This is a genomic window from Rosenbergiella collisarenosi (genome assembly GCF_018494085.1).
In the GTDB taxonomy this organism is placed as follows: Bacteria; Pseudomonadota; Gammaproteobacteria; order Enterobacterales; family Enterobacteriaceae; genus Rosenbergiella; species Rosenbergiella collisarenosi.
This window is the reverse complement of sequence record NZ_JABBFP010000004.1, coordinates 87198-105824: the sequence shown is the minus strand read 5'-3', so window position 1 is coordinate 105824 and position 18627 is coordinate 87198. Positions and strand designations below refer to the sequence as shown.

Sequence of the window (18627 nt, the reverse complement as noted above, 5' to 3'; positions counted from 1 at the left end):
TTAATTCTATTTTTTTAAATAAATTTTATATATCGTTCACTCTATGATTAGCGATCTTTTAGAATAATGCTTTATTTAAAACGATTATAATCGAATAGTAATAGTTTAATATCCTAGTTTTTTATATCGCAATTTATTGTTTGTTTAATTTGAAATTTTAAAACCAACATTTTACAGCGTAAGAAAATAGATATACTATATCGAGAATGTCTCGGGCTGTTTAAATATCATTGTTATAATGTCTTTATTTATTTATATAATAATTAAATTATTTTTATATAAAAAGTAACAGCCCTTATTAGTTTATTAAAAATCAATTAATACTTAATCGGTGGAATATGGATATATCTACACTAGATCTTATGGACAGAGGCTGGTTCATCGGTGGTTTTAATCCATCTGTTTACTTGACCCAAGATGTCGAAGTAGCCATTAAGAAATATAGAAAAGATGATGAAGAACATAATCATATTCATAAAATCGCTACTGAGATAACGGTGATTGTGGCCGGAAAAGCCAGGATGAATGATCGTGTATTTAGCGATGGAGATATCATTACTATTTTTCCTGGTGAGGAAGCCAATTTCTGTGCAATGACGGATGTAATAACAGTGGTTATTAAGTTCCCGAGTGTAGTCAATGATAAGTATATAGTTGAGAAATCTCCATGTTAAATATTGTAATACCTATGGCCGGAGAGGGAAGTCGATTTAAACAGGCGGGATATAAGGATCCTAAGCCTCTAATTGAAATTAATAATAAGCATATGATAGAGATTGTAATTAATAATCTCACCCCTAAAAGGGAGCATAGGTTTATATTTATATGCCAAGAGAGACATTTATTAGAAACCTCATTGGAAAGAAAACTGAAAAAAATTAATGAGAATTCTATCGTTATCTCATTGAAAAATGTGACCAGAGGGGCCGCAGAAACGGTTTTACAGGCTGAGAAATTTATCAATAGCGATTCACCATTGATGATAGCTAATTGCGATCAATGGATAGATAAAAGGATTGATGAATATCTGACTGAATTAGATAGTCGTGAGTGTGATGGCATGATTATGAGTATGACCGCTGATGACGAGAAATGGTCATACCTTAAACTAGATAGCCAGGGTAGAGTTGTAGGCGTCAAAGAGAAGCAGGTCATCTCAAATGAAGCCTCGGTTGGGATATACAATTTCAAAAGGGGAAAAAGTTTCTGTACTGCCGCGAACAAGATGATTAATGAAAATAATTTATCAGCAGGGGAGTTTTATGTTGCGCCAGTCTACAACTATCTGATTCATGAACAAGATGCAATCGTAGAATACTACAATATAGGTAAAGAGTTTAGCGGCATGTATGGACTAGGGATACCTAGTGATTTAGATAAGTTCTTAAAAAGCGATATTCATTTGAAAGCTACTAATTTCTAATAATTATGAAAATCCTACAATGCATCAATGACAAAAACCTAGGGATTAAAAAATCCTTTAGAGAACTAAAATTAAGCGATTATCAATTTTTAGAAAAAAAAAGTTTAACAATAATAACTTTCTCTAAAGTAATTACATCTTTACCAGTTGATAAGGTAGTTATAAATGGCGTAAAAAGAATATATTTGGAAGAAAAAAATAATATCTTTCTATATAACATACAATGCGAATCACCATTCTATGCACAAATACTGTGGGACATTTCTCATGAATTGAATATTAATGGATACTTATACATTGAAGAAGCCTTAAATGTTGATGGTTTTTTAGATAAACCTTACTACAAAGAAAGTTTTAGATTGGTAGAGGTTATCGAAGGAAAAGTTTATAAGTATGAAAAGGTCTTGCCTCTACTGATTGAGCAAGATAAAGGTATCGATGCATGGAGTTTTTGTATTCCCACTGGTAGTGGTGATCCTATCTTCCTCAATCGATGTGTAGAAAGGATCCTGAATATCGATATCCCCCTCAAAGAGATTATTCTTTGCGGAAAGGTTAATGCTAATTTTAAATATTTAGATAAAGTTACACTTATTGATGATGGCAATGATGGGGAGACTAATCATCTGACTAGGAAAAAAAATATCTTAGTAGAAAACGCCTCTTTCAACAACGTATGTATAATTCATGACAGAGTACTGTTACCACTAGAATTTTATAAAGCAGTAAAGGATTTTGGAGATTATTATCCATTGACGGGGTTTCAATCATTTTACTTTCAAGATAAGTATAACTTCTTACCGAGAAAATATTCTGATTTTAATACTATATCTCAAGATCTCACTAAAGAGATAGATATCGAAAACGTAACTAAAAATGATACTAATATTATTAGTAAACTATTTTACTGTTATCAGCATCCGGTGAGGTGTAATTTTGGTCACGATTACCTAACAGGGAGTTTGTATTTAACCAAAAAAAGCTTATGGCTTAAGTATTCTCAGAATGAAAATCTATTTTGGAACGACTATGAAGATATTGAATATGGTATAAGAATTAGTAGCTATGGTATACCATGCCGAATAAATCCTCATGCTATTACTCAGAGTATGACCTCTCGTTCAGTAATACATTATTACGGCTATGTCGCTACGTATAATGTAGCAGGTAAAATCACAATGTCGCGTTGTATGCTTGAGCGGCTACCTTTCATACAACGTAAGCCGCTATTTAGAATATCTAAAGAAGAGGCCAGACAGAGAGCTTACACATTTGCTAAGAAATATGGTGCGAGTAAACAGACGCTACTCCATATCTCTTCTGCAAGTATGACTGGAATATCACGTTATTTAATTATTAAAAGAATTATTGCTGATGTGACAGTAAAACTTGATTTAATCGATGAATTTATGGTGGACTTTTCGACATACATCCTATGTGAATCGATGGCTCCTAATGAATTCGACGATATTATAAGAATTATGTTTTCATCAGCCAGTCCTAAAACCAAGAAAAAAACACTAGTGATGAGTTTTATTTTAAATAACCAACTCTTTCATTCTTTTAGTTCATCTCCTTTTTTCAAGGAAAAAGAAGATTGGTTTATCAAGAAAGGATGGTTAAGTAATATTGGTAACTTTATATCAGCGGTTAATCTAAAGTTTTTTATCCCTGGCGTATACTTTAACGGAGGGGTAAAAAAAGTAAAAAATATGTTAAATGATACTACCCCTTGGAAATAGTAAAATGGAAATAATAATAAAAGGAATTACTGAGGAAGAGTATGGATTATGGTTTAATGGCGTTAAAGGTGAAGAAATCACAAGAGGATATACTCATGATGGATGTATTATAACAAGGATAGGTTTTAATTTAGAAGGTATTAAAAGTTTTGAATTAGATATGAATCATTCTGAATATGTATTTTTTATCAAGGTACACAACGATAAGACGTATGACGTTTATAGAGAACATCTTATAACACTAATAAAGATGCTGATTCTTAACAAAAAGACATACATTATCTCAATATATATAGTTTCAGATAAATTTCAAGATTATAAAAATGAACTAACAAACTTTTATAATCTTAATACTCATTATGAAAAAAATAATAGATATGGGCAGTATGCTTCTTTAATAAAATGTTTTTGTATGAGGTTTATAGGTTTTAATATTACCAATTTTTCTATAAGTATTTTATCGAAAGTTAGCTATTTATTAAAAATTATAAAATAATGGATAATGTATCTTTTGTATTTCAGGGTAGTTATTTATATAATAGAAGTTATGAATGTGTTATAAATAACATAGTCAGGGTCAGAAAAGTCTATCCTAAGTCACAGATTATATTATCTACATGGTCGATAGATAATATAACCGATGAAATTATTTTAAACGCGGCAAATGAAATAGATGTAATAGTAATATTCAATCCAGATCCAGGTTCGTTAATCTATAGAGATGGGAAGCATCAATGGAAGACTAATATAAATAGAATGTTATTATCTTCATTGACCGGGATTCGGCGAGCAGACCGATATTATGTGGTCAAGCTAAGAACAGATAGCTTTTTATATAATAACAATCTGAAGAAAATTTTATCAAAGAAATACCTAATTGATAAAAGATTTGAAAGGGATAATGAATTTTCTATTTTTGATGAGAGAATAATAAACTGTAACCTTTTTGCGAGGAATAGCCGATCATACAAGCCTTATCTCTTCCATCCTGGGGATATCATGTTGCTAGGAAAGAAAGAGGATCTATCAAAGCTGTTTAGTGCGCCTCTAGCAGAAGAAAATATATTTAATCCTATATTTGATTTTTCTATTTTTAGTCTTATGAAGTATGTTCCAGAACAGTATTTTTGGGTCTATTGTATAAATAAAAAAAACCAAGGTAATGTTTTTCTTGGAAATGGATATAGTAATAAACACTCTAGGGTTTTATCAGAAAAATATTATATAAATAATTTCATACCATTCGATTGTAATCAACTTGGCTTTACGTGGGATAAATATAATTCTAAGTATAATAATAAAGGGAAAGGAACTATTTATTATTTTTACGATTGGTTAAAGTTAAATCGTATTTACAATTATAAAAAAAATCCGAATGAATATACCTGTTTTTTTTGGTTTAAAGTTTTAATGATGAAGTTATTTTATTTCATATGTTATCTACCCTTAAGGTTTCGCTTCCTTAGAAGAGTAGTAATGGATCTTAAAAGTAGGGAGTAATGATAAATGGAGTTATCGATATGATCTTAATATCACATAGAGGGTACTGGTTAAATCCGAGTGAAAAAAATTCTATGGTTGCTTTCAAAAGATCTTTTTCTCAGGGATATGGAACTGAAACAGATATTAGAGATTTTAACGGTGAATTAGTTATAAGTCACGATATTCCTAATGAGCGCTGTATGAGTTTCGAAGATTTTATGAAGTTGTTTATTTTCTATGATGATAATTTACCTTTAGCACTTAATATAAAATCAGACGGGTTATCTGAAAAAATATTTGAATATATAAAGTTTTATAAAATAGAAAACTACTTTTGCTTCGATATGTCTGTACCTGAAACGATAAGATATTTAGATGCAGGTCTGAATGTATTCGTACGTCGAAGTGAATATGAAGTAGACAATGATCTGTTTGTGAGTTCGAAAGGGGTTTGGTTAGATAATTTCTATCAAGAATCTCTGGATGAAAAAAATCTAATGAGCTATCTAGAGTCTGGAAAAAAAGTTTGTATCGTATCACCCGAACTACACCGTCGAGACGAAAAGTTAATGTGGGCGAATATTAGAGCACTATCTAATTCTACGTATCGTTCTGAACAACTTATGCTTTGTACCGATAAGCTTGAGAAAGCAGGTGAGGTTTTTTATGGACAATAAAATAAAAGCAATAATATTCGATATGGATGGTGTACTGATAGATGCCAAAGAGTGGCATTATCATGCTTTAAATAAAGCACTTGATGTATTTGGGATGAAAATAGAATACGAACAGCACCTTCGAAGATTCGATGGACTACCGACTAGGGAAAAGCTTGCTATACTCAATAAAGAAAATAATTTACCTCATAAACTATTTGATTTTATTGACCAACTAAAACAAAAATACACTTTAGAATTAGTCGAAACTATGTGCTCGCCTACGTTTCAACATGAATATTTATTATCGAGGTTCTCGACTGAGGGGTATAAATTAGCCGTAGCATCTAACTCTATTAAAAAGACCATAGAAACTATGCTCTCTAAAGCTAATATACTTAATTTTTTTGATTTTTATCTATCCAATCAGGATGTAAAAAAAAGCAAGCCTTCGCCAGAGATTTATATTAAAGCTATCAAGAATCTAAATTTAATTCCTAAGGAATGCTTGATTGTAGAAGATAATGAAAATGGTATAAAGGCTGCTATAGCAAGCGGTGCTCATGTTTTAGCAGTGAAAAGCATAGAAGAAGTCAATTATTACAATATTAAAAATAAGATTATATCTCTTGAGGATGTAGTATGCTAAATATTATTACCCCCATGGTCGGCGAGGACCTATATGAAACCTCTTCAGATAACTCTTTTCCAAAAATATTAAATGATATTCAAGGAAAAACTATCTTAGAGTATTCACAGCAGTATTTAAAAACTATAAGCGATAGTTATAGGAATATTTATATATTACCAGCCGCTACAAATAATTTATATAGTATTGATAATATTATTAGAAGAATAGTCGGGGATCAGGCAGTGATCGTTGGTGTAGAAAGAAGTACCGCAGGGGCTTTATGCACGAGTTTACTCGCTGCTGAAAATTGGGATGACGAAGATGAGTTAATTATTACCTCGGCAGATCAGTTGATAGACATAGATTGTAATAAAATACTTAGTTGTTTCAGAGCTGCCAATGTTGATGTTGGTCTAATAAGCTTTTCTTCTATTCATCCTAAATGGTCTTTTATAAAAAGAGATGACAATTATAAAATAATTGAAGTTGTTGAAAAAAAAGCGGTTAGTAATGAGGCATTGGCCGGTTTTACTTATTTTCGACGTGCAAGTTTATTTTTTGAACTTGCTAAGTTAGCCATAATGAAGTCACGCTCAATCAATAACGTTTTTTATATTTCGGCCTGTGTTAACGAGGCTATTTTAAAAGGAGTTGTAATTTCTGCAATAAAAATTGAAACTAATCAATACTATAATTTCTATGACTTCAACGCTGTAAGTCGATTCAATCAATAAATTATTTATTATTTAATAAGGATATTAAATGAATAAATCATTTACTTTAATGGTTTTTCTAACTTGTATTAACACTTCTGCTTTTGCTTTCAATAATGTAGTGAGTTTCGGTGATAGTTTGAGTGACGGAGGAAATTTAGGTTTCCTTGACTCAACTACGAGATACATTGCAGGAGATAGTTCGCTTCTTTATAACGAAATTCTATCTTTGAACTTCACAGGAAAGGAATTAAAAGTTAGTACGGAAGGAGGAAGTAATTATTCTCTATCCGGAGCAACTGCAAGTAACACTCCTTTGTTAATCTACAAAACAGAGAATCAGGTAAAGGAGTATTTAAATAAGAATAATGGCCGAGCCAATAAAGATGATATGTACATTTTTTGGGCGGGAGCTAATGATATTACGACTGATGTCGAAATGAATTTATTAAAATTTCAGTTCAAGAACCTTTTTCACGAAGGTGAAAACTATATTCTTTCTGATGCCCCTCAAGCCGTTGCTCGACAGGTCGGTATGTTGCTCGAAAAGGGGGCTGGCCTGGTGATAGTGCCAAATCTACCTAACGCTGGACTTAGCCCATGGACGGCGACCGCTCTTTTTGGCTTCTCTCAAATTCTTCTAGGGGGAAATATTCTTGATCTCCCTGGGTTATACGCGATCCAAGACGCAGCACTACGTCAACAAGGAAGCGTTTTTGGGGAGGAACAGAGACAGGAAGCAGTGATCACTTCTTTATCTACCGTATTGAATAATTATGGTTTAACTCTTCCTCACGAAGTTGTTGCCACTGTCTATCGTACTTTGCTATCAATGGAAAATCGTCTAACTCAGCAATTCAACCACGACCTTGAATCTAGCCTCTCAGCTCTGACCGGAAATATAGCCTATGTTGATAGCTATGGTTTGTTTCAAGAGATGATTGATGAACCTTCCGTCTATGGTTTCGATAATATTCTAGTACCCATTTGCCGTATTGGCGTAGCTGCCCCTTTTTGTAATCAATCTAATCCTTCTTGGCATAATGATCAAACGTACTTATTTTCTGACTGGTTCCATCCGAGTCCTGAAGCGCATGCCATCATTGCACAATATATTACCGCTCTCATCAATGCACCGTTGGTCGTTAGCCAACTCGCGGAGCCAGTTCAAAGTTTGATGGCGGGACAAAATAGTTATCTGATGTCTCAACTTTCTCTTCTACGTCAAAATAAGTTCAGTTCAAGTCCCTATCAACTCTTCGGGGGCTACCAAGGAATACGCTACTCTTCCCATCATTCTTCAAGAAAGAACGGCGGACAGAATAATTTAGGCTTTATTATTAGTGTTAATGATCAGTTAAGCATTGGCGGGAGTATGAGTATTGGAAAAACCGACAATTTAAAGTTAGGTTCTTCCTTACAGACAGATTATACGAATAAAATGATGTCTATTTTTGCTCAGTTACTGCTAGGAAATTCCTGGGTTAATACACAACTAAGCGCCGGTGACATCAAATTCGATAATATAAGAAGAACGATATCTTTAGGTAAAGCGCAAAGAACTGAGCATTCCGCCACTAGTGGGGGGTACTTTAGTGGTTCAATTAATACAGGATACGATTTTACTATCAGTGATCAAATTTCACATGGTCCTCATCTCTCCGTACTCTATCGTAAAGGGAAAGTTAACGGGTTTGTCGAAAAATCTTCGACCAGCAGTTCGATGATGTTTGGTCGCCATCGCTTTTCAGATTCTTTTCTATCAACCGGATGGCATTTTTCTTGGAAGAATAAAAAAATAAATCCATTTTTCGAAGTTAACTATATTCATCCCCTTTATAAAAATGAAAGTGCGATTAAGTCAAGTTTAAAAAATACCGTTACTAATTTTACTTCTGACAGTAAGAATAATAAAGAGAGTTCAAATATTAATATCAAGCTTGGAACGGCTTTTACTATTAATAATAGCGCTCAAGCTTATGCAACAGTAGACCTTCCACGCGTGAGAAACGGTCTTTCAGATGTTTACTACGTCGCGGGACTAAATTTCTCCTTCTAATCTATCCCTAATAGGGGGGGCAGCCCTCTATTAGGTACGAGGTGGATATGATAAACAATAATAAAAATAAAATTGAGGCACTAGATGGACTACGCGGTATCGCTGTGATAGCCGTTGTTCTTTACCATTATAGTTGGTTCGTACATCCACTAGAATTAAGTTTTCTACGTAGAGGCTACATTGGTGTCGATATATTTTTTATAATAAGTGGTTTCCTAGCTTGCTATACGACTAAAAACTATGGGTTATCAATTAAAAGTGCAATCAAGTATTTATGCTTAAGGCTAGTAAGGGTATATCCTGCTTATTTTATCGTGACAATAATAGTTTTCTCAATAAATAATATTTTCAGTCTTTCTTCGTATGAGTTTTCGGCACTAGCTAAAAGCCTACTGTTCATGCCTCAATCCCGGCTAGATCCTCCTTCCTATGGTGAGCCAATACTAAATGTGGGATGGACACTTAACTATGAGTTTTTTTTTACCTAATAGTATCATGTAGTTTAATTTCAAAGCTCAATAGACTTTTATTTATCACGTTATCCTTCGTTATTGTAGCTCTTACTCATTGGTTTTTTTTAGTTAGCGGTTTAACGATAAATAGCAATGTACTAGCTTGGTTTACTATGGCTTCCAACCCCATAGTTATTGAGTTTATTATAGGCTATATCATAGCCAGTTATTTTAATGAAACAATTAAAATTATTAATAGGGTGGGTGATGTATATTATAACATTATCAATTTTTTTATTATTATATTGCTATATTTAGAAGTTAAAACATTACCTATGTTCGATGATCTACATATGGGTGTGGGGTTTATACCCTCTGTATATCTTTTCATATACAGTATTAAGTTATTTAATGGAGGTGGTATGAAATTACCTCGGTTTCTGTCATTTACTTCGAGGGTTTCATATTCTATCTATCTGTTACATATGCCAGTTATATTCATTGTGATTACTATTTCTAAACTTATTTTTGGAGAGATGGTTTTTGATTTTTTCTTTTCTAGAGTAATTATGTTTTTTGTCTCTTTGTCAGTTTCATGGTTTGTTGGTTATTTATTTTACAGTTCAGTCGAAGAAAGATTATCCAAAGTACTTAAAAAACTATTTTTACGAGTTAAAGATAATGGAGTTATATAATGAGTAAAAAGGAAGATGTGTTAAAAGCGGTATTCGAGCTTTGTGAGCAACATAAAGATTCTAAATTTCAGCGAGGACAATTACCTGACCTCGATTTCTGGCCTAAAACACGTGATATTTCTGATAGATGTGACACTAGTATTTATGTGACTCGCAGCCTATTATTACAGCTTGTTGAAGAGGGGAAGATTATCAAATCCCCTCAATTATACTCTAATTCTTTGCGTTGGTTTATTAAGTTACCACGTTGAATTTAAGCGAATAAAACGCTAAAGGCTTCGCTTTGAATATAGCGCAGCCTTTAGCGCATTAGGGGTTAATTAGTCTCCCTATATCCTTATAGAAACTCGGTCTATTTTTCCCTTTCTTTAATGTCCCTTCACGGTAAAAATAAACTTTTCGTAGGTTGCATTGTAAAATATCAGCAATATTTTTTGTGTTTAAGTTTAATAAATAGCCACGTAAGAGAGAAACTTGTTCCTTTGATAGATTTAAACGATCATAGAAAACGACACTATAATTTCTTTTGCAGCGTTCGCTATCGTTTTGACATAAAATTCTCGTGAAAAAGTTAAAATCTTCCAAAGAGAGTCTTTTATCTATTTCATAATCAGCGCTTTTTATAGACATAAACTGATGAAGTATAGAAAAAACGCATATTTTTACACCGCTAATATTATCCTTTATTTTTTTTATATCTGCATCTGGATCGATAATAATGCTATTAGTCGTAAGTGTATCATAAAATACAAGATCAATTTGAGTGCGCTGTGGGTATTCGACAAGTTCCTGTATCGAATTAAAGCGTAGGACCCTTATTTTTTCAGAGATAGTATTGCAGACTGATTCAATTGCAATTCTGGTAAAATTGCACGTATCAATGATAGCGATAGAACGAACGTATTCCTTGTTATTCATATAACACCAATCATTATGGTTAAAGTTAAATGTAAAATAATCTATTAATGATAGATTTCTTGGCTATTTTTATGTCTCCTTTTAAAATTAGATTATGTTGATTATGTCAGGCTTTCTCTTTCTCTTCCATATGCAAATATAAAAAACATTTAAAATAAGAATGCTTCAATTTAGAATTTAATTTTTGGTAAATTCTTATTTTTTTAAGAGATAGTAATAGTGGTGATCTCAAGGTTAACCAAATATCTTACTTGTACCCGAATTGTTTAATTCTGTCTCCACCTGGTAGGCGTTATCGGTTAAGAAAATTCCGTTTTCATATCGATGACTTGTCAGTTTTACTATTGGTTGCTATGTTTTTACTAGGCATTATCACTTACAAGGATTGACTGAGATGAAAAAGACTCTTACTGCAGTAGCGATTTCGATGACATTTTTAGCTTCTCACGCATTTGCTGATACTACACCGACCCCTTCACAGCAGCTGCAAGAGAAAACTCAGCAACTACAAAATAGAGCTTCTGAAACCTCGCAAAAAGCTCAGGATCGCGCGTCAGAAACGACAACTGAATCTAAAAATCGCCTGAATGAAAACGTAGATAAAGCTAAACACCGTCTACAAGGTGACAACAGCGACACGACTAAAGCCAAAGAGAGTGCTCAACATCATTGGAATAAAACCAAAGAAGGCACTACCGAAGGCTGGAATAAAACCAAAGAAGGCGCTAAAGAAGGCTGGAACAAGACCAAAGAAACCACCTCTAAGGGCGTAGACAGTACTAAGCAAGGCGCGAGCAGCGCATGGCAGAAGACTAAAGACGCAGCCGCTAGTGCGAAAAAATCGATCACCGATTCAACTAACTAATTCATACTCAAATCTTCTTTAATTGTATTAGTATTCAACACCCCATCAACCCAAGGTTGGTGGGGGGTTTTACATAGTAGTCACCAATGAAAACTCCTCCTTTGCCATGCACTGTGTCACTCTCATCCCTGCCAATAAGGTGTCTTCTTTATCCTGAAAGCTACCATTCTCAATCCTCAATGAGGTGACCATATTCACTCATCAAGCATTGGGTTACTCCATTCGTCCAACCGAACCCATCTTGTAATGGATATTCCCCTCCACCGCCCTGACCATTAGTTTCATCCATGACATTATACTTTTCGACCAGCTTATGATTTTCTTTAAAAAGTTTATTAACTGTTTTTAACCAGCGTATCGCTATTTCTGTCGCGAGTTCTTGTTGTTGGTACTTGTTTAGACCTTGGATCGTCATCCATTGTAGCGGGGCCCATGCATTGGGTTTATCCCATTGCTCTCCGCTCTCAACCGTTGTGGACAGGAGGCCACCAGGCGCTAAAAGTTGTTCTCGAATTTGTCGGGCGATTCGCTGGGCCTGTTGAGATGTGGCAACACCGGTAAATAGTGCGACAGACGTTGCGGCACTGAACATCCCGAATTGTTGCCTACGCCAGTCGTAATCTCGAAATACCTCAGTATTTTCATCCCACATCCAACGATTGATAGCTTGTAGGCGTGCCTCAGCTTTTTTCTGCCATGCCAGTGCGCTAAGTTCTTCTCCTGATGTTTGGGCGATGGTAGAAATAGTGCACTCTAGCTTGTACAAAAAGGCATTCAGATCGATAGGGATATACTGCGTGGTACGTATGCTCGCTAGCCGAGTAGGATCCCTTAACCAACGAGATGAATAATCCCAGCCGGAGGCAGCGCCAGCGCGTAAATCACGGAATACCTCTTTCGACGGTCGATTAGAAGAGGCTGCTGTGGCAATATCCTCGCGCCAAGACTCATCACGTGGAGTATCACGGTCATCCCAATAGCGATTTAACAAGGCACCATCTGGCATCTTAACGACGTGGCGAAAAGCCTGATTATTATTCAGCGAGATCGCACCATCCATCCAATAATGATATTCGGAAATCAGATACGGGAGATAGTGCTCACTTCCGGGGATATTCGCCGACTCACACAACTCGACCATCAGGGCAAAAACCGGTGGTTGTGAGCGGCTGAGGTAATAGGTTCTATTCCCGTTGGGAATATGCCCATATTTCTCAATCAACCAAGCGAAGTTATCCGCCATATTCTTGAGTATATCGATTTTACCGCTTTCGGCTAAGCCCAGCATCGAGAAATACGAGTCCCAATAATACACTTCAGTGAATCGTCCACCGGGTACTACATAGGGTTTAGGTAACGGGAGCAAAGAAGTATTGGGATGATGACTTTGCGGGTTTCGGATCATTATCGGCCATAGTGCTTCGATATGTTCGCTAAGCGTCCTTTGTTCAGTCTCGGCGTGGGCGTAATTATGAGGCTCTTCCGGGAGATGGAAGTTTTCCTCCACGAAGCGGCGCAGCGAGAAGTTTTGACTACGACGAGCCAGTTTTCGATATAAGATCAGGATATCGACGGGATCGTACTTCGGTGCGCAGTCGGCAAAGGTTTTACTATCCTCGAAAATATGCTGATTCTGCACATCTTCGAATAACTCTAAATAGCGGTCGGACGGCGTGAGCGCATCTGCTGAAGGCATACCCGCAATATGTTCTGGTTCAGGCTCATGGCCGTCGTCAGCACCGTGAAAGTCGAGTTCATGAGGTTCGGTATGAAGATCATGGTCGGGGCGAAGATGACTATCGTTCTCAGTGAACTGTTCTTTAGCGTGTCGCGACATAGCGAACCGTCTCCTTAACAGGGGGATTTTCATAGCGATGTACGGATAGGATAAGTATAGACAACACGGGGGGAGTGATAGAGGCTTAGGGCATTAATTGTCGTCGACGACTCATTTTAGTCTAAGTCTTATTTTACCCCCTGCGCATGGATCTCGTAACGTTGAAAGGAGTTAAGGAATGACACTTACGGTAACATGATAATAAGAATTATTACTATTAAAGTTGAGAGGGGAGAGGTAGACTCATTCAGACATTTGAAGGAGAATCTATGACCCAAACGTTAAGTTCAGGACGAAAAGTTCCTCAGCGCGTACGCAACGAATTGAAGTTCCGCACACTCACCGTTAGTGATAAACAACTTGTCGCTCAACAATTTTGGCGAATTAGTTTTCGGTCTGAAGCCTTAGTTGGCTTTACTTCACCGGGTAACGACGACCATATCAAACTATTCTTTCCAGAGAGTACATTATCTCCACCGCCTATTCCTTCAGTGACCGACGAAGGGATTGTGTGGCCCGATAACCAGCGTCCAGAGTCGCGCGATTATACGCCCTTGGAATTTAATGGTCGGGATTCACTGACTATAGATTTTTTTCGTCATAAGCACGGTGTTGCTAGCGAATGGGCAGAGCACGTCGAGATTGGCGAGACGTTGACTATTGGTGGACCGCGCGGTTCGCTAGTCATCCCTGAAGACTATGCCCAACAGCTGTATATTTTTGATGAAACCGGGCTACCTGCCATGAAGCGTCGGCTCCTTAGCGTCAAGGCAGAAAATATCATGTTAATTGCCTTTGCCGACCGCAAAGTGGTAGAGGAATATCTAGGCGCACAGCTCGCCGATCACACCTTGCATTGTCTTGAAGGCAAAGCGATGGATGAGTCTGGTGTCGCCGACTGTATTGGCCTGACCAATCCACTACACTTCCCTAGCGATGACCATTTCGTATGGCTGACCGGTGAAGGTAAGGCGGTGAAGGCGTTAAGCGATCACTTTGTTGAACAGCGAGGTTGTTCTCCAGAACTTGTTCGCGCGGTTGCTTACTGGCACGCTAAAGGCTAAGACGCCGTTTTAACTATAATGCGTCCTCGAACCTCACCCGTTAATAGCCGGTCAGCAAACTCGATCGTTTGTTGTAGAGTGATTGTTTGGCATGAAACGGGGAGAGGTGCTTCACTCAGCAAAGAGGCAAAGCGTCGCCACGCTTGGTGACGTTTTCTTCTTGCACAATAAACGCTGTCGATCCCCACTAGACGAATACCCCGTAGTATAAAAGGCGCGACGCTAGTTGTTAGGTCTAGGCCTTGCGCCATCCCGCAAGCGACGACGCATGCGTTGCGCCGAGCACCTGCCAGTATGGTGGCAAGCGTATGACTTCCCACACAATCGATAGCCCCAGCCCATTGCTCGGGAAGGAGTTTTTTAGCTGGGGTAGAGAACTCGCTTCTCGGTAACACAGAGTGCGCGCCGAGGATATCCGTTAAATACTCGGCTGATGTAGGGTCGCCACTAATCGCGATAACCTCGAAGCCGAGTCTAGCTAAAATCCAAGTACTAAAGCTGCCTACGCCGCCACTGGCGCCGCTAACAACAATCGGCCCTTGCTCAGGAGTAATCCCTTGCTGCTCGAGTTCTAAGACGGCGAGCATCGCAGTTAGCCCGGCGGTACCTATTGCCGCCGCAGAACTAGGTAAAAGGGTCGTAGGGAGCTCCTCAAGCCACTCCTCTTTAGCGTAAAACATCTCGGCTAATCCACCGTGATGACGTTCGCCGATCCCCCAGCCCGTGACGACCACCTGCTTTCCGACAGGCCAAGCTTCTACCTCACTCGCAATGACTTCTCCAACCATGTCGATACCAGGGATGAGTGGAAATTGTCGAACAATAGGCGCTTTGGCGCTAATCGCTAGGGCATCTTTGTAATTGAGTGAGGAATATAAGACGCGCAGGGTAATAGGATAGTGGGAGAGGGGAGGGAGGTCGACATCTCGAAGTGTTGCCGGGATACCCTCTTGAGGGTCAGTGAGCCAAATCGCTTTAAACGCCATCTTTTTTCTCTCCCCTATAGACTAAAAAGAGGCTCTAGGAGCCTCAGTCGTTATTTTGCTGACTTATAAAGCGCGATACGCTGGGTTTCTAACTGTGTGACCCGTTGGCAGACCTGCTGTCCAAATTGTTGGAAATCATCTTCGTGCTGTTTCCACTCTTGTTGAACGGCCTGTTGTAATCCGCCGAGGTTACCCACCAATGCTTGCAGTGGGTTGCCGTTACTGCTGAGGTTCTTCATGTTACCCATTTCATTCAGGCTGTCTTGCAGTACACCACCCATCGCATTCTGTACTAGCTTTTCGCTATCCTGATGCACGCTATCGATAGCGCTGTGATGGTAGGTCATTACGCCATTGCTCTGGGAGAGCACGCGTGCGAACTGCAGTTTAAGCTGAGAATTTAAGTTATCTAAACGCTGATGGATACCGCTTTGCGCACCCAGTTTTTCAGTGATGATACGGTCTAACGCTGTTTTCGCTTGATCAAGACGTTGGTGAGCACCCTGATTAATCCATGGCATATCTTTACGCACGGCTGCTTGATAGTTAATCGCCTGTTGGCGCAGGGCAGCAGAAGGCTGTAGTGCCTTATTATTAAAGGTAATATCACCGTTTGGCGTAATAACCATGGTGCCATCACTACCAACGATAGCGACGCTCTGAGGCGCAACAGTGATGTCGTCTTTAGGGATTGAATCACACTGATAAGCGGCATGGGCTTGCACTGCTGAAACGAGAAGTGTTGCAAGTAGAACTTTGCGTAGCATGATATCTCTCCAGAGGGGGGAAGGTAGACGGATAAGCGAGGAGGCATTATCCGTCTAAAGGTTATACTGACTTAGTCCCACCAAACATCAAACAGTTCCGTGACTTGGACGTTTTCCAAGCCCTGTTCGGTTAACCATTGACTTACTACGGTACGGTGTTCTTCAGTACATTTACCTGTTTTTTGTAAGCACACTAAGCCTTCCCATTGAAGGTAGCCGCTGCCATCGTAGGCCAGGCCTTGTGGCTCGATGACTTCGTTAATAAACGCATCGACAGTCTTATCGATGGTGGCAGTATCGGTGCCAGCAGGGAAAGACCATGCGACTGAAAAACCTAACTCTTTAAACTCATCTAGGTGAAGCTTTTTACGTAAACGGCGACTACGGTTAACAGCCATTATTTAATCCTCTCAAAAAGTAAATCCCATACCCCGTGTCCTAAACGATGACCTCGTTGTTCGAACTTAGTGAGTGGGCGTGAATCGGGTCGCGGGGCATAATTACCCGCAGGCGATTGGTTAACATAACCGGGAATAGATTGCATAACTTCTAGCATATGCTCGGCATAATTCTCCCAGTCTGTGGCCATATGAAAAACGCCACCAAGCTTTAACTTACGCAGAATCAGCTCTGCAAACGGGATCTGTACAATACGGCGCTTGTTGTGGCGAGCTTTGTGCCAAGGATCTGGGAAAAAGAGTTGTGCCAGGCGTAACGAATTATCAGGGATCATCTTCTCCAGGACCTCAACGGCATCGTGGCACATGACGCGTAAATTAGTAACGCCTGCTTCTTCAGCACTAGCTAAACAAGCGCCAACGCCGGGAGCATGCACCTCAATACCTAAAAAGTTCTGGTGAGGATTCGCCTTCGCCATCTCGACTAAGGAGGCACCCATACCAAAACCGATTTCAAGGACTAATGGCGCTTCACGACCAAAAACCTGCTGGAAATCCATTGGCTCGGCATTGTATTCAATCCCGTTAATTGGCCAGAGCTCATCTAGCGCATGTTGCTGGCCTTTGGTAAGACGGCCTTGGCGGCGAACAAAACTTCTTATCCGGCGTAATGGACGCCCATCTTCATCAAATTCTGGTGTAATGACGTCATTAATCATAATAAGCCTACAAATATTTCAATTTTAAACGCGGATTATGCAAAGTTAAGCATGATAAGCAAGCCTTTACCAAGCAGTGGTTTACTTAATGCGAGGTGTATGCTGCAATTTATCCACCTCACTTCGCGAATTCTATATAAACGATGTTAAAAACGACCTCAGCGTCACCTTTTGCTAGCCAAGTCCTCACATGGTACCACCAGTTTGGACGAAAGACGCTGCCCTGGCAGCAAGAAAAAACGCCTTACAAGGTCTGGTTATCAGAAGTCATGCTTCAGCAGACCCAAGTTGCCACGGTTATCCCCTATTTTGAACGATTTATGGCGCAATTTCCAACCGTTGCCGAGTTAAGTGCCGCGCCTATCGATCATGTGCTACATCTGTGGACCGGACTTGGCTACTACGCGCGTGCCCGAAATCTGCACAAAGCCGCTTGCCAAGTAATGACTGAGCATCAAGGCAAATTTCCCGAAGAGTTTGAACAGGTCGTTGCCTTGCCAGGAGTGGGGCGATCCACCGCAGGGGCGATATTATCTCTATCGCTAGGACAACATCACCCCATTTTAGACGGTAACGTAAAGCGCGTTCTCGCTCGCTACTATGCTGTTAAGGGATGGCCAGGCCAACGAGAAGTAGAAAATAAATTATGGGCTTTAAGTGAAGCGGTAACGCCGCAGCATGAGGTCGCCGCATTTAATCAGGCGATGATGGATTTAGGGGCGACGGTCTGTACTCGCTCGCGCCCTAAGTGCTCATTGTGCCCGTTAAGTGACGGCTGTATCGCTCATGCTCAGCAAAGCTGGCAAGATTATCCGGGAAAAAAACCGAAAAAAGATCTCCCAACTCGCGAAGCTTGGCTATTGTTAATAAAGCAAAAAGACCGCGTTCTCCTCGAAAAGAGGCCGGGAGCAGGGATCTGGGGTGGATTGTATAGCTTCCCGCAATTTGCCGATCAGCAAGAAATGGAGCAGTGGCTATTGCAGCGTGGTATCAAGGGAAGCCAGCAAGTACTCACCAGTTTTAGGCATACCTTTAGCCACTTCCATTTACAGATAATTCCGGTGTTGTTAGACGCTCCTTCCATGACGGCTTTGATGGAGGAATCTGTTACTCTCTGGTATAACTTAGCTCAGCCGCAATCTGTAGGGCTAGCGGCACCCGTTCAACGCATATTGCATGAGTTAAGCCATGAATTAGCCATGGCGAATAATCACTAACAG

21 protein-coding genes are annotated in these 18627 nt (G+C 38.9%); 15 read left to right on the top strand and 6 right to left on the bottom strand.

Annotated features, from left to right (window positions below):
- The first annotated feature begins 338 nt into the window (after window positions 1-338).
- Genes HGT70_RS08350 through HGT70_RS08300 form a run of 12 tightly spaced genes read left to right on the top strand, consistent with a single transcriptional unit; the run spans window position 339 to window position 10104 of the window.
- Complete coding sequence (locus HGT70_RS08350; protein ID WP_214195582.1) at window positions 339-674, top strand: hypothetical protein; 336 nt, start codon at window positions 339-341, stop codon at window positions 672-674.
- A complete protein-coding gene (locus HGT70_RS08345; protein ID WP_214195581.1) occupies window positions 668-1423 on the top strand; it encodes a glycosyltransferase family 2 protein in 756 nt (251 codons plus the stop codon). Before HGT70_RS08350 ends, HGT70_RS08345 begins: the two co-directional genes overlap by 7 nt.
- A gap of 5 nt (window positions 1424-1428) precedes the next feature.
- The gene (locus tag HGT70_RS08340; RefSeq protein ID WP_214195580.1) at window positions 1429-3165 is read left to right on the top strand and encodes a hypothetical protein; all 1737 of its coding nucleotides are present in this window, start codon (window positions 1429-1431) and stop codon (window positions 3163-3165) included.
- A gap of 4 nt (window positions 3166-3169) precedes the next feature.
- Entirely contained in the window at window positions 3170-3661 is a 492-nt protein-coding gene (locus HGT70_RS08335; RefSeq protein WP_214195579.1) for a hypothetical protein, read from the top strand.
- On the top strand, window positions 3661-4665 hold the full coding sequence (locus HGT70_RS08330) for a WavE lipopolysaccharide synthesis family protein (RefSeq protein WP_214195578.1): 1005 nt from the start codon (window positions 3661-3663) through the stop codon (window positions 4663-4665). Before HGT70_RS08335 ends, HGT70_RS08330 begins: the two co-directional genes overlap by 1 nt.
- A gap of 20 nt (window positions 4666-4685) precedes the next feature.
- Window positions 4686-5324, top strand: coding sequence for a PI-PLC domain-containing protein (locus HGT70_RS08325; protein WP_214195577.1), 639 nt, complete (start codon window positions 4686-4688; stop codon window positions 5322-5324).
- Window positions 5314-5952, top strand: a complete 639-nt coding sequence (locus HGT70_RS08320; protein ID WP_214195576.1) for an HAD family hydrolase — start codon at window positions 5314-5316, stop codon at window positions 5950-5952. Before HGT70_RS08325 ends, HGT70_RS08320 begins: the two co-directional genes overlap by 11 nt.
- A complete protein-coding gene (locus tag HGT70_RS08315) occupies window positions 5946-6668 on the top strand; it encodes a glycosyltransferase family protein (protein WP_214195575.1) in 723 nt (240 codons plus the stop codon). Before HGT70_RS08320 ends, HGT70_RS08315 begins: the two co-directional genes overlap by 7 nt.
- 28 nt (window positions 6669-6696) lie before the next feature.
- Window positions 6697-8706: an autotransporter domain-containing protein gene (locus HGT70_RS08310; RefSeq protein ID WP_214195574.1), complete on the top strand. Its 2010-nt coding sequence runs from the start codon at window positions 6697-6699 to the stop codon at window positions 8704-8706.
- A gap of 47 nt (window positions 8707-8753) precedes the next feature.
- Window positions 8754-9194 (top strand): acyltransferase family protein, encoded by a 441-nt coding sequence (locus tag HGT70_RS16850; protein ID WP_071431881.1) that lies wholly within the window; start codon window positions 8754-8756, stop codon window positions 9192-9194.
- Window positions 9194-9853, top strand: a complete 660-nt coding sequence (locus HGT70_RS16845; RefSeq protein ID WP_369127807.1) for an acyltransferase family protein — start codon at window positions 9194-9196, stop codon at window positions 9851-9853. Before HGT70_RS16850 ends, HGT70_RS16845 begins: the two co-directional genes overlap by 1 nt.
- Window positions 9853-10104, top strand: coding sequence for a FaeA/PapI family transcriptional regulator (locus tag HGT70_RS08300; RefSeq protein WP_071431877.1), 252 nt, complete (start codon window positions 9853-9855; stop codon window positions 10102-10104). The genes HGT70_RS16845 and HGT70_RS08300 overlap by 1 nt, the downstream gene beginning before the upstream one ends.
- A gap of 58 nt (window positions 10105-10162) precedes the next feature.
- Here HGT70_RS08300 and HGT70_RS08295 read toward each other — a convergent pair whose 3' ends face one another.
- Window positions 10163-10771, bottom strand: coding sequence for a hypothetical protein (locus HGT70_RS08295; RefSeq protein WP_214195573.1), 609 nt, complete (start codon window positions 10769-10771; stop codon window positions 10163-10165).
- A 394-nt stretch (window positions 10772-11165) separates the two neighbouring features.
- On the opposite strand from HGT70_RS08295, the gene HGT70_RS08290 reads away from it, so the two are divergent.
- Window positions 11166-11636, top strand: a complete 471-nt coding sequence (locus HGT70_RS08290; RefSeq protein WP_214195572.1) for a hypothetical protein — start codon at window positions 11166-11168, stop codon at window positions 11634-11636.
- A gap of 169 nt (window positions 11637-11805) precedes the next feature.
- Here HGT70_RS08290 and treF read toward each other — a convergent pair whose 3' ends face one another.
- Window positions 11806-13473 carry an alpha,alpha-trehalase TreF gene (gene treF, locus HGT70_RS08285; RefSeq protein WP_214195571.1) on the bottom strand — a complete coding sequence of 556 codons (1668 nt, stop codon included), beginning with the start codon at window positions 13471-13473 and terminating at the stop codon, window positions 11806-11808.
- A gap of 269 nt (window positions 13474-13742) precedes the next feature.
- On the opposite strand from treF, the gene HGT70_RS08280 reads away from it, so the two are divergent.
- A complete protein-coding gene (locus HGT70_RS08280) occupies window positions 13743-14537 on the top strand; it encodes a siderophore-interacting protein (protein WP_214195570.1) in 795 nt (264 codons plus the stop codon).
- Here the strand turns inward: HGT70_RS08280 and HGT70_RS08275 are convergent.
- The 4 genes from HGT70_RS08275 to trmB all read right to left on the bottom strand — a co-directional run bounded on the left by HGT70_RS08275 (window position 14534) and on the right by trmB (window position 17407).
- Entirely contained in the window at window positions 14534-15523 is a 990-nt protein-coding gene (locus HGT70_RS08275) for an MDR family oxidoreductase (protein ID WP_214195569.1), read from the bottom strand. The two genes, HGT70_RS08280 and HGT70_RS08275, sit on opposite strands and share 4 nt — an antisense overlap.
- A gap of 50 nt (window positions 15524-15573) precedes the next feature.
- On the bottom strand, window positions 15574-16290 hold the full coding sequence (locus HGT70_RS08270) for a DUF2884 family protein (protein WP_071431866.1): 717 nt from the start codon (window positions 16288-16290) through the stop codon (window positions 15574-15576).
- Window positions 16291-16361: 71 nt separating this feature from the next.
- Window positions 16362-16688 (bottom strand): YggL family protein, encoded by a 327-nt coding sequence (locus HGT70_RS08265; protein ID WP_214195568.1) that lies wholly within the window; start codon window positions 16686-16688, stop codon window positions 16362-16364.
- Complete coding sequence (trmB, locus tag HGT70_RS08260; RefSeq protein WP_071431862.1) at window positions 16688-17407, bottom strand: tRNA (guanosine(46)-N7)-methyltransferase TrmB; 720 nt, start codon at window positions 17405-17407, stop codon at window positions 16688-16690. Before trmB ends, HGT70_RS08265 begins: the two co-directional genes overlap by 1 nt.
- 143 nt (window positions 17408-17550) lie before the next feature.
- Between trmB and mutY the strand changes: the two genes are divergently transcribed.
- A complete protein-coding gene (gene mutY / locus HGT70_RS08255; RefSeq protein ID WP_214195567.1) occupies window positions 17551-18624 on the top strand; it encodes an A/G-specific adenine glycosylase in 1074 nt (357 codons plus the stop codon).
- Window positions 18625-18627 lie beyond the last annotated feature (3 nt).

Bases quoted from the DNA above. Each gene is read 5' to 3' on its own strand.
- HGT70_RS08275 (WP_214195569.1), bottom strand. From the start codon at position 15,523: ATGGCGTTTAAAGCGATTTGGCTCACTGACCCTCAAGAGGGTATCCCG.
- HGT70_RS08290 (WP_214195572.1), top strand. From the start codon at position 11,166: ATGAAAAAGACTCTTACTGCAGTAGCGATTTCGATGACATTTTTAGCT.
- HGT70_RS08265 (WP_214195568.1), bottom strand. From the start codon at position 16,688: ATGGCTGTTAACCGTAGTCGCCGTTTACGTAAAAAGCTTCACCTAGAT.
- HGT70_RS08295 (WP_214195573.1), bottom strand. From the start codon at position 10,771: ATGAATAACAAGGAATACGTTCGTTCTATCGCTATCATTGATACGTGC.
- HGT70_RS08320 (WP_214195576.1), top strand. From the start codon at position 5,314: ATGGACAATAAAATAAAAGCAATAATATTCGATATGGATGGTGTACTG.
- treF (WP_214195571.1), bottom strand. From the start codon at position 13,473: ATGTCGCGACACGCTAAAGAACAGTTCACTGAGAACGATAGTCATCTT.
- HGT70_RS08310 (WP_214195574.1), top strand. From the start codon at position 6,697: ATGAATAAATCATTTACTTTAATGGTTTTTCTAACTTGTATTAACACT.
- HGT70_RS08335 (WP_214195579.1), top strand. From the start codon at position 3,170: ATGGAAATAATAATAAAAGGAATTACTGAGGAAGAGTATGGATTATGG.
- HGT70_RS08315 (WP_214195575.1), top strand. From the start codon at position 5,946: ATGCTAAATATTATTACCCCCATGGTCGGCGAGGACCTATATGAAACC.
- HGT70_RS08300 (WP_071431877.1), top strand. From the start codon at position 9,853: ATGAGTAAAAAGGAAGATGTGTTAAAAGCGGTATTCGAGCTTTGTGAG.
- HGT70_RS08325 (WP_214195577.1), top strand. From the start codon at position 4,686: ATGATCTTAATATCACATAGAGGGTACTGGTTAAATCCGAGTGAAAAA.
- HGT70_RS08340 (WP_214195580.1), top strand. From the start codon at position 1,429: ATGAAAATCCTACAATGCATCAATGACAAAAACCTAGGGATTAAAAAA.
- HGT70_RS08345 (WP_214195581.1), top strand. From the start codon at position 668: ATGTTAAATATTGTAATACCTATGGCCGGAGAGGGAAGTCGATTTAAA.
- HGT70_RS08330 (WP_214195578.1), top strand. From the start codon at position 3,661: ATGGATAATGTATCTTTTGTATTTCAGGGTAGTTATTTATATAATAGA.
- mutY (WP_214195567.1), top strand. From the start codon at position 17,551: ATGTTAAAAACGACCTCAGCGTCACCTTTTGCTAGCCAAGTCCTCACA.
- trmB (WP_071431862.1), bottom strand. From the start codon at position 17,407: ATGATTAATGACGTCATTACACCAGAATTTGATGAAGATGGGCGTCCA.
- HGT70_RS08280 (WP_214195570.1), top strand. From the start codon at position 13,743: ATGACCCAAACGTTAAGTTCAGGACGAAAAGTTCCTCAGCGCGTACGC.
- HGT70_RS08350 (WP_214195582.1), top strand. From the start codon at position 339: ATGGATATATCTACACTAGATCTTATGGACAGAGGCTGGTTCATCGGT.
- HGT70_RS08270 (WP_071431866.1), bottom strand. From the start codon at position 16,290: ATGCTACGCAAAGTTCTACTTGCAACACTTCTCGTTTCAGCAGTGCAA.
- HGT70_RS16850 (WP_071431881.1), top strand. From the start codon at position 8,754: ATGATAAACAATAATAAAAATAAAATTGAGGCACTAGATGGACTACGC.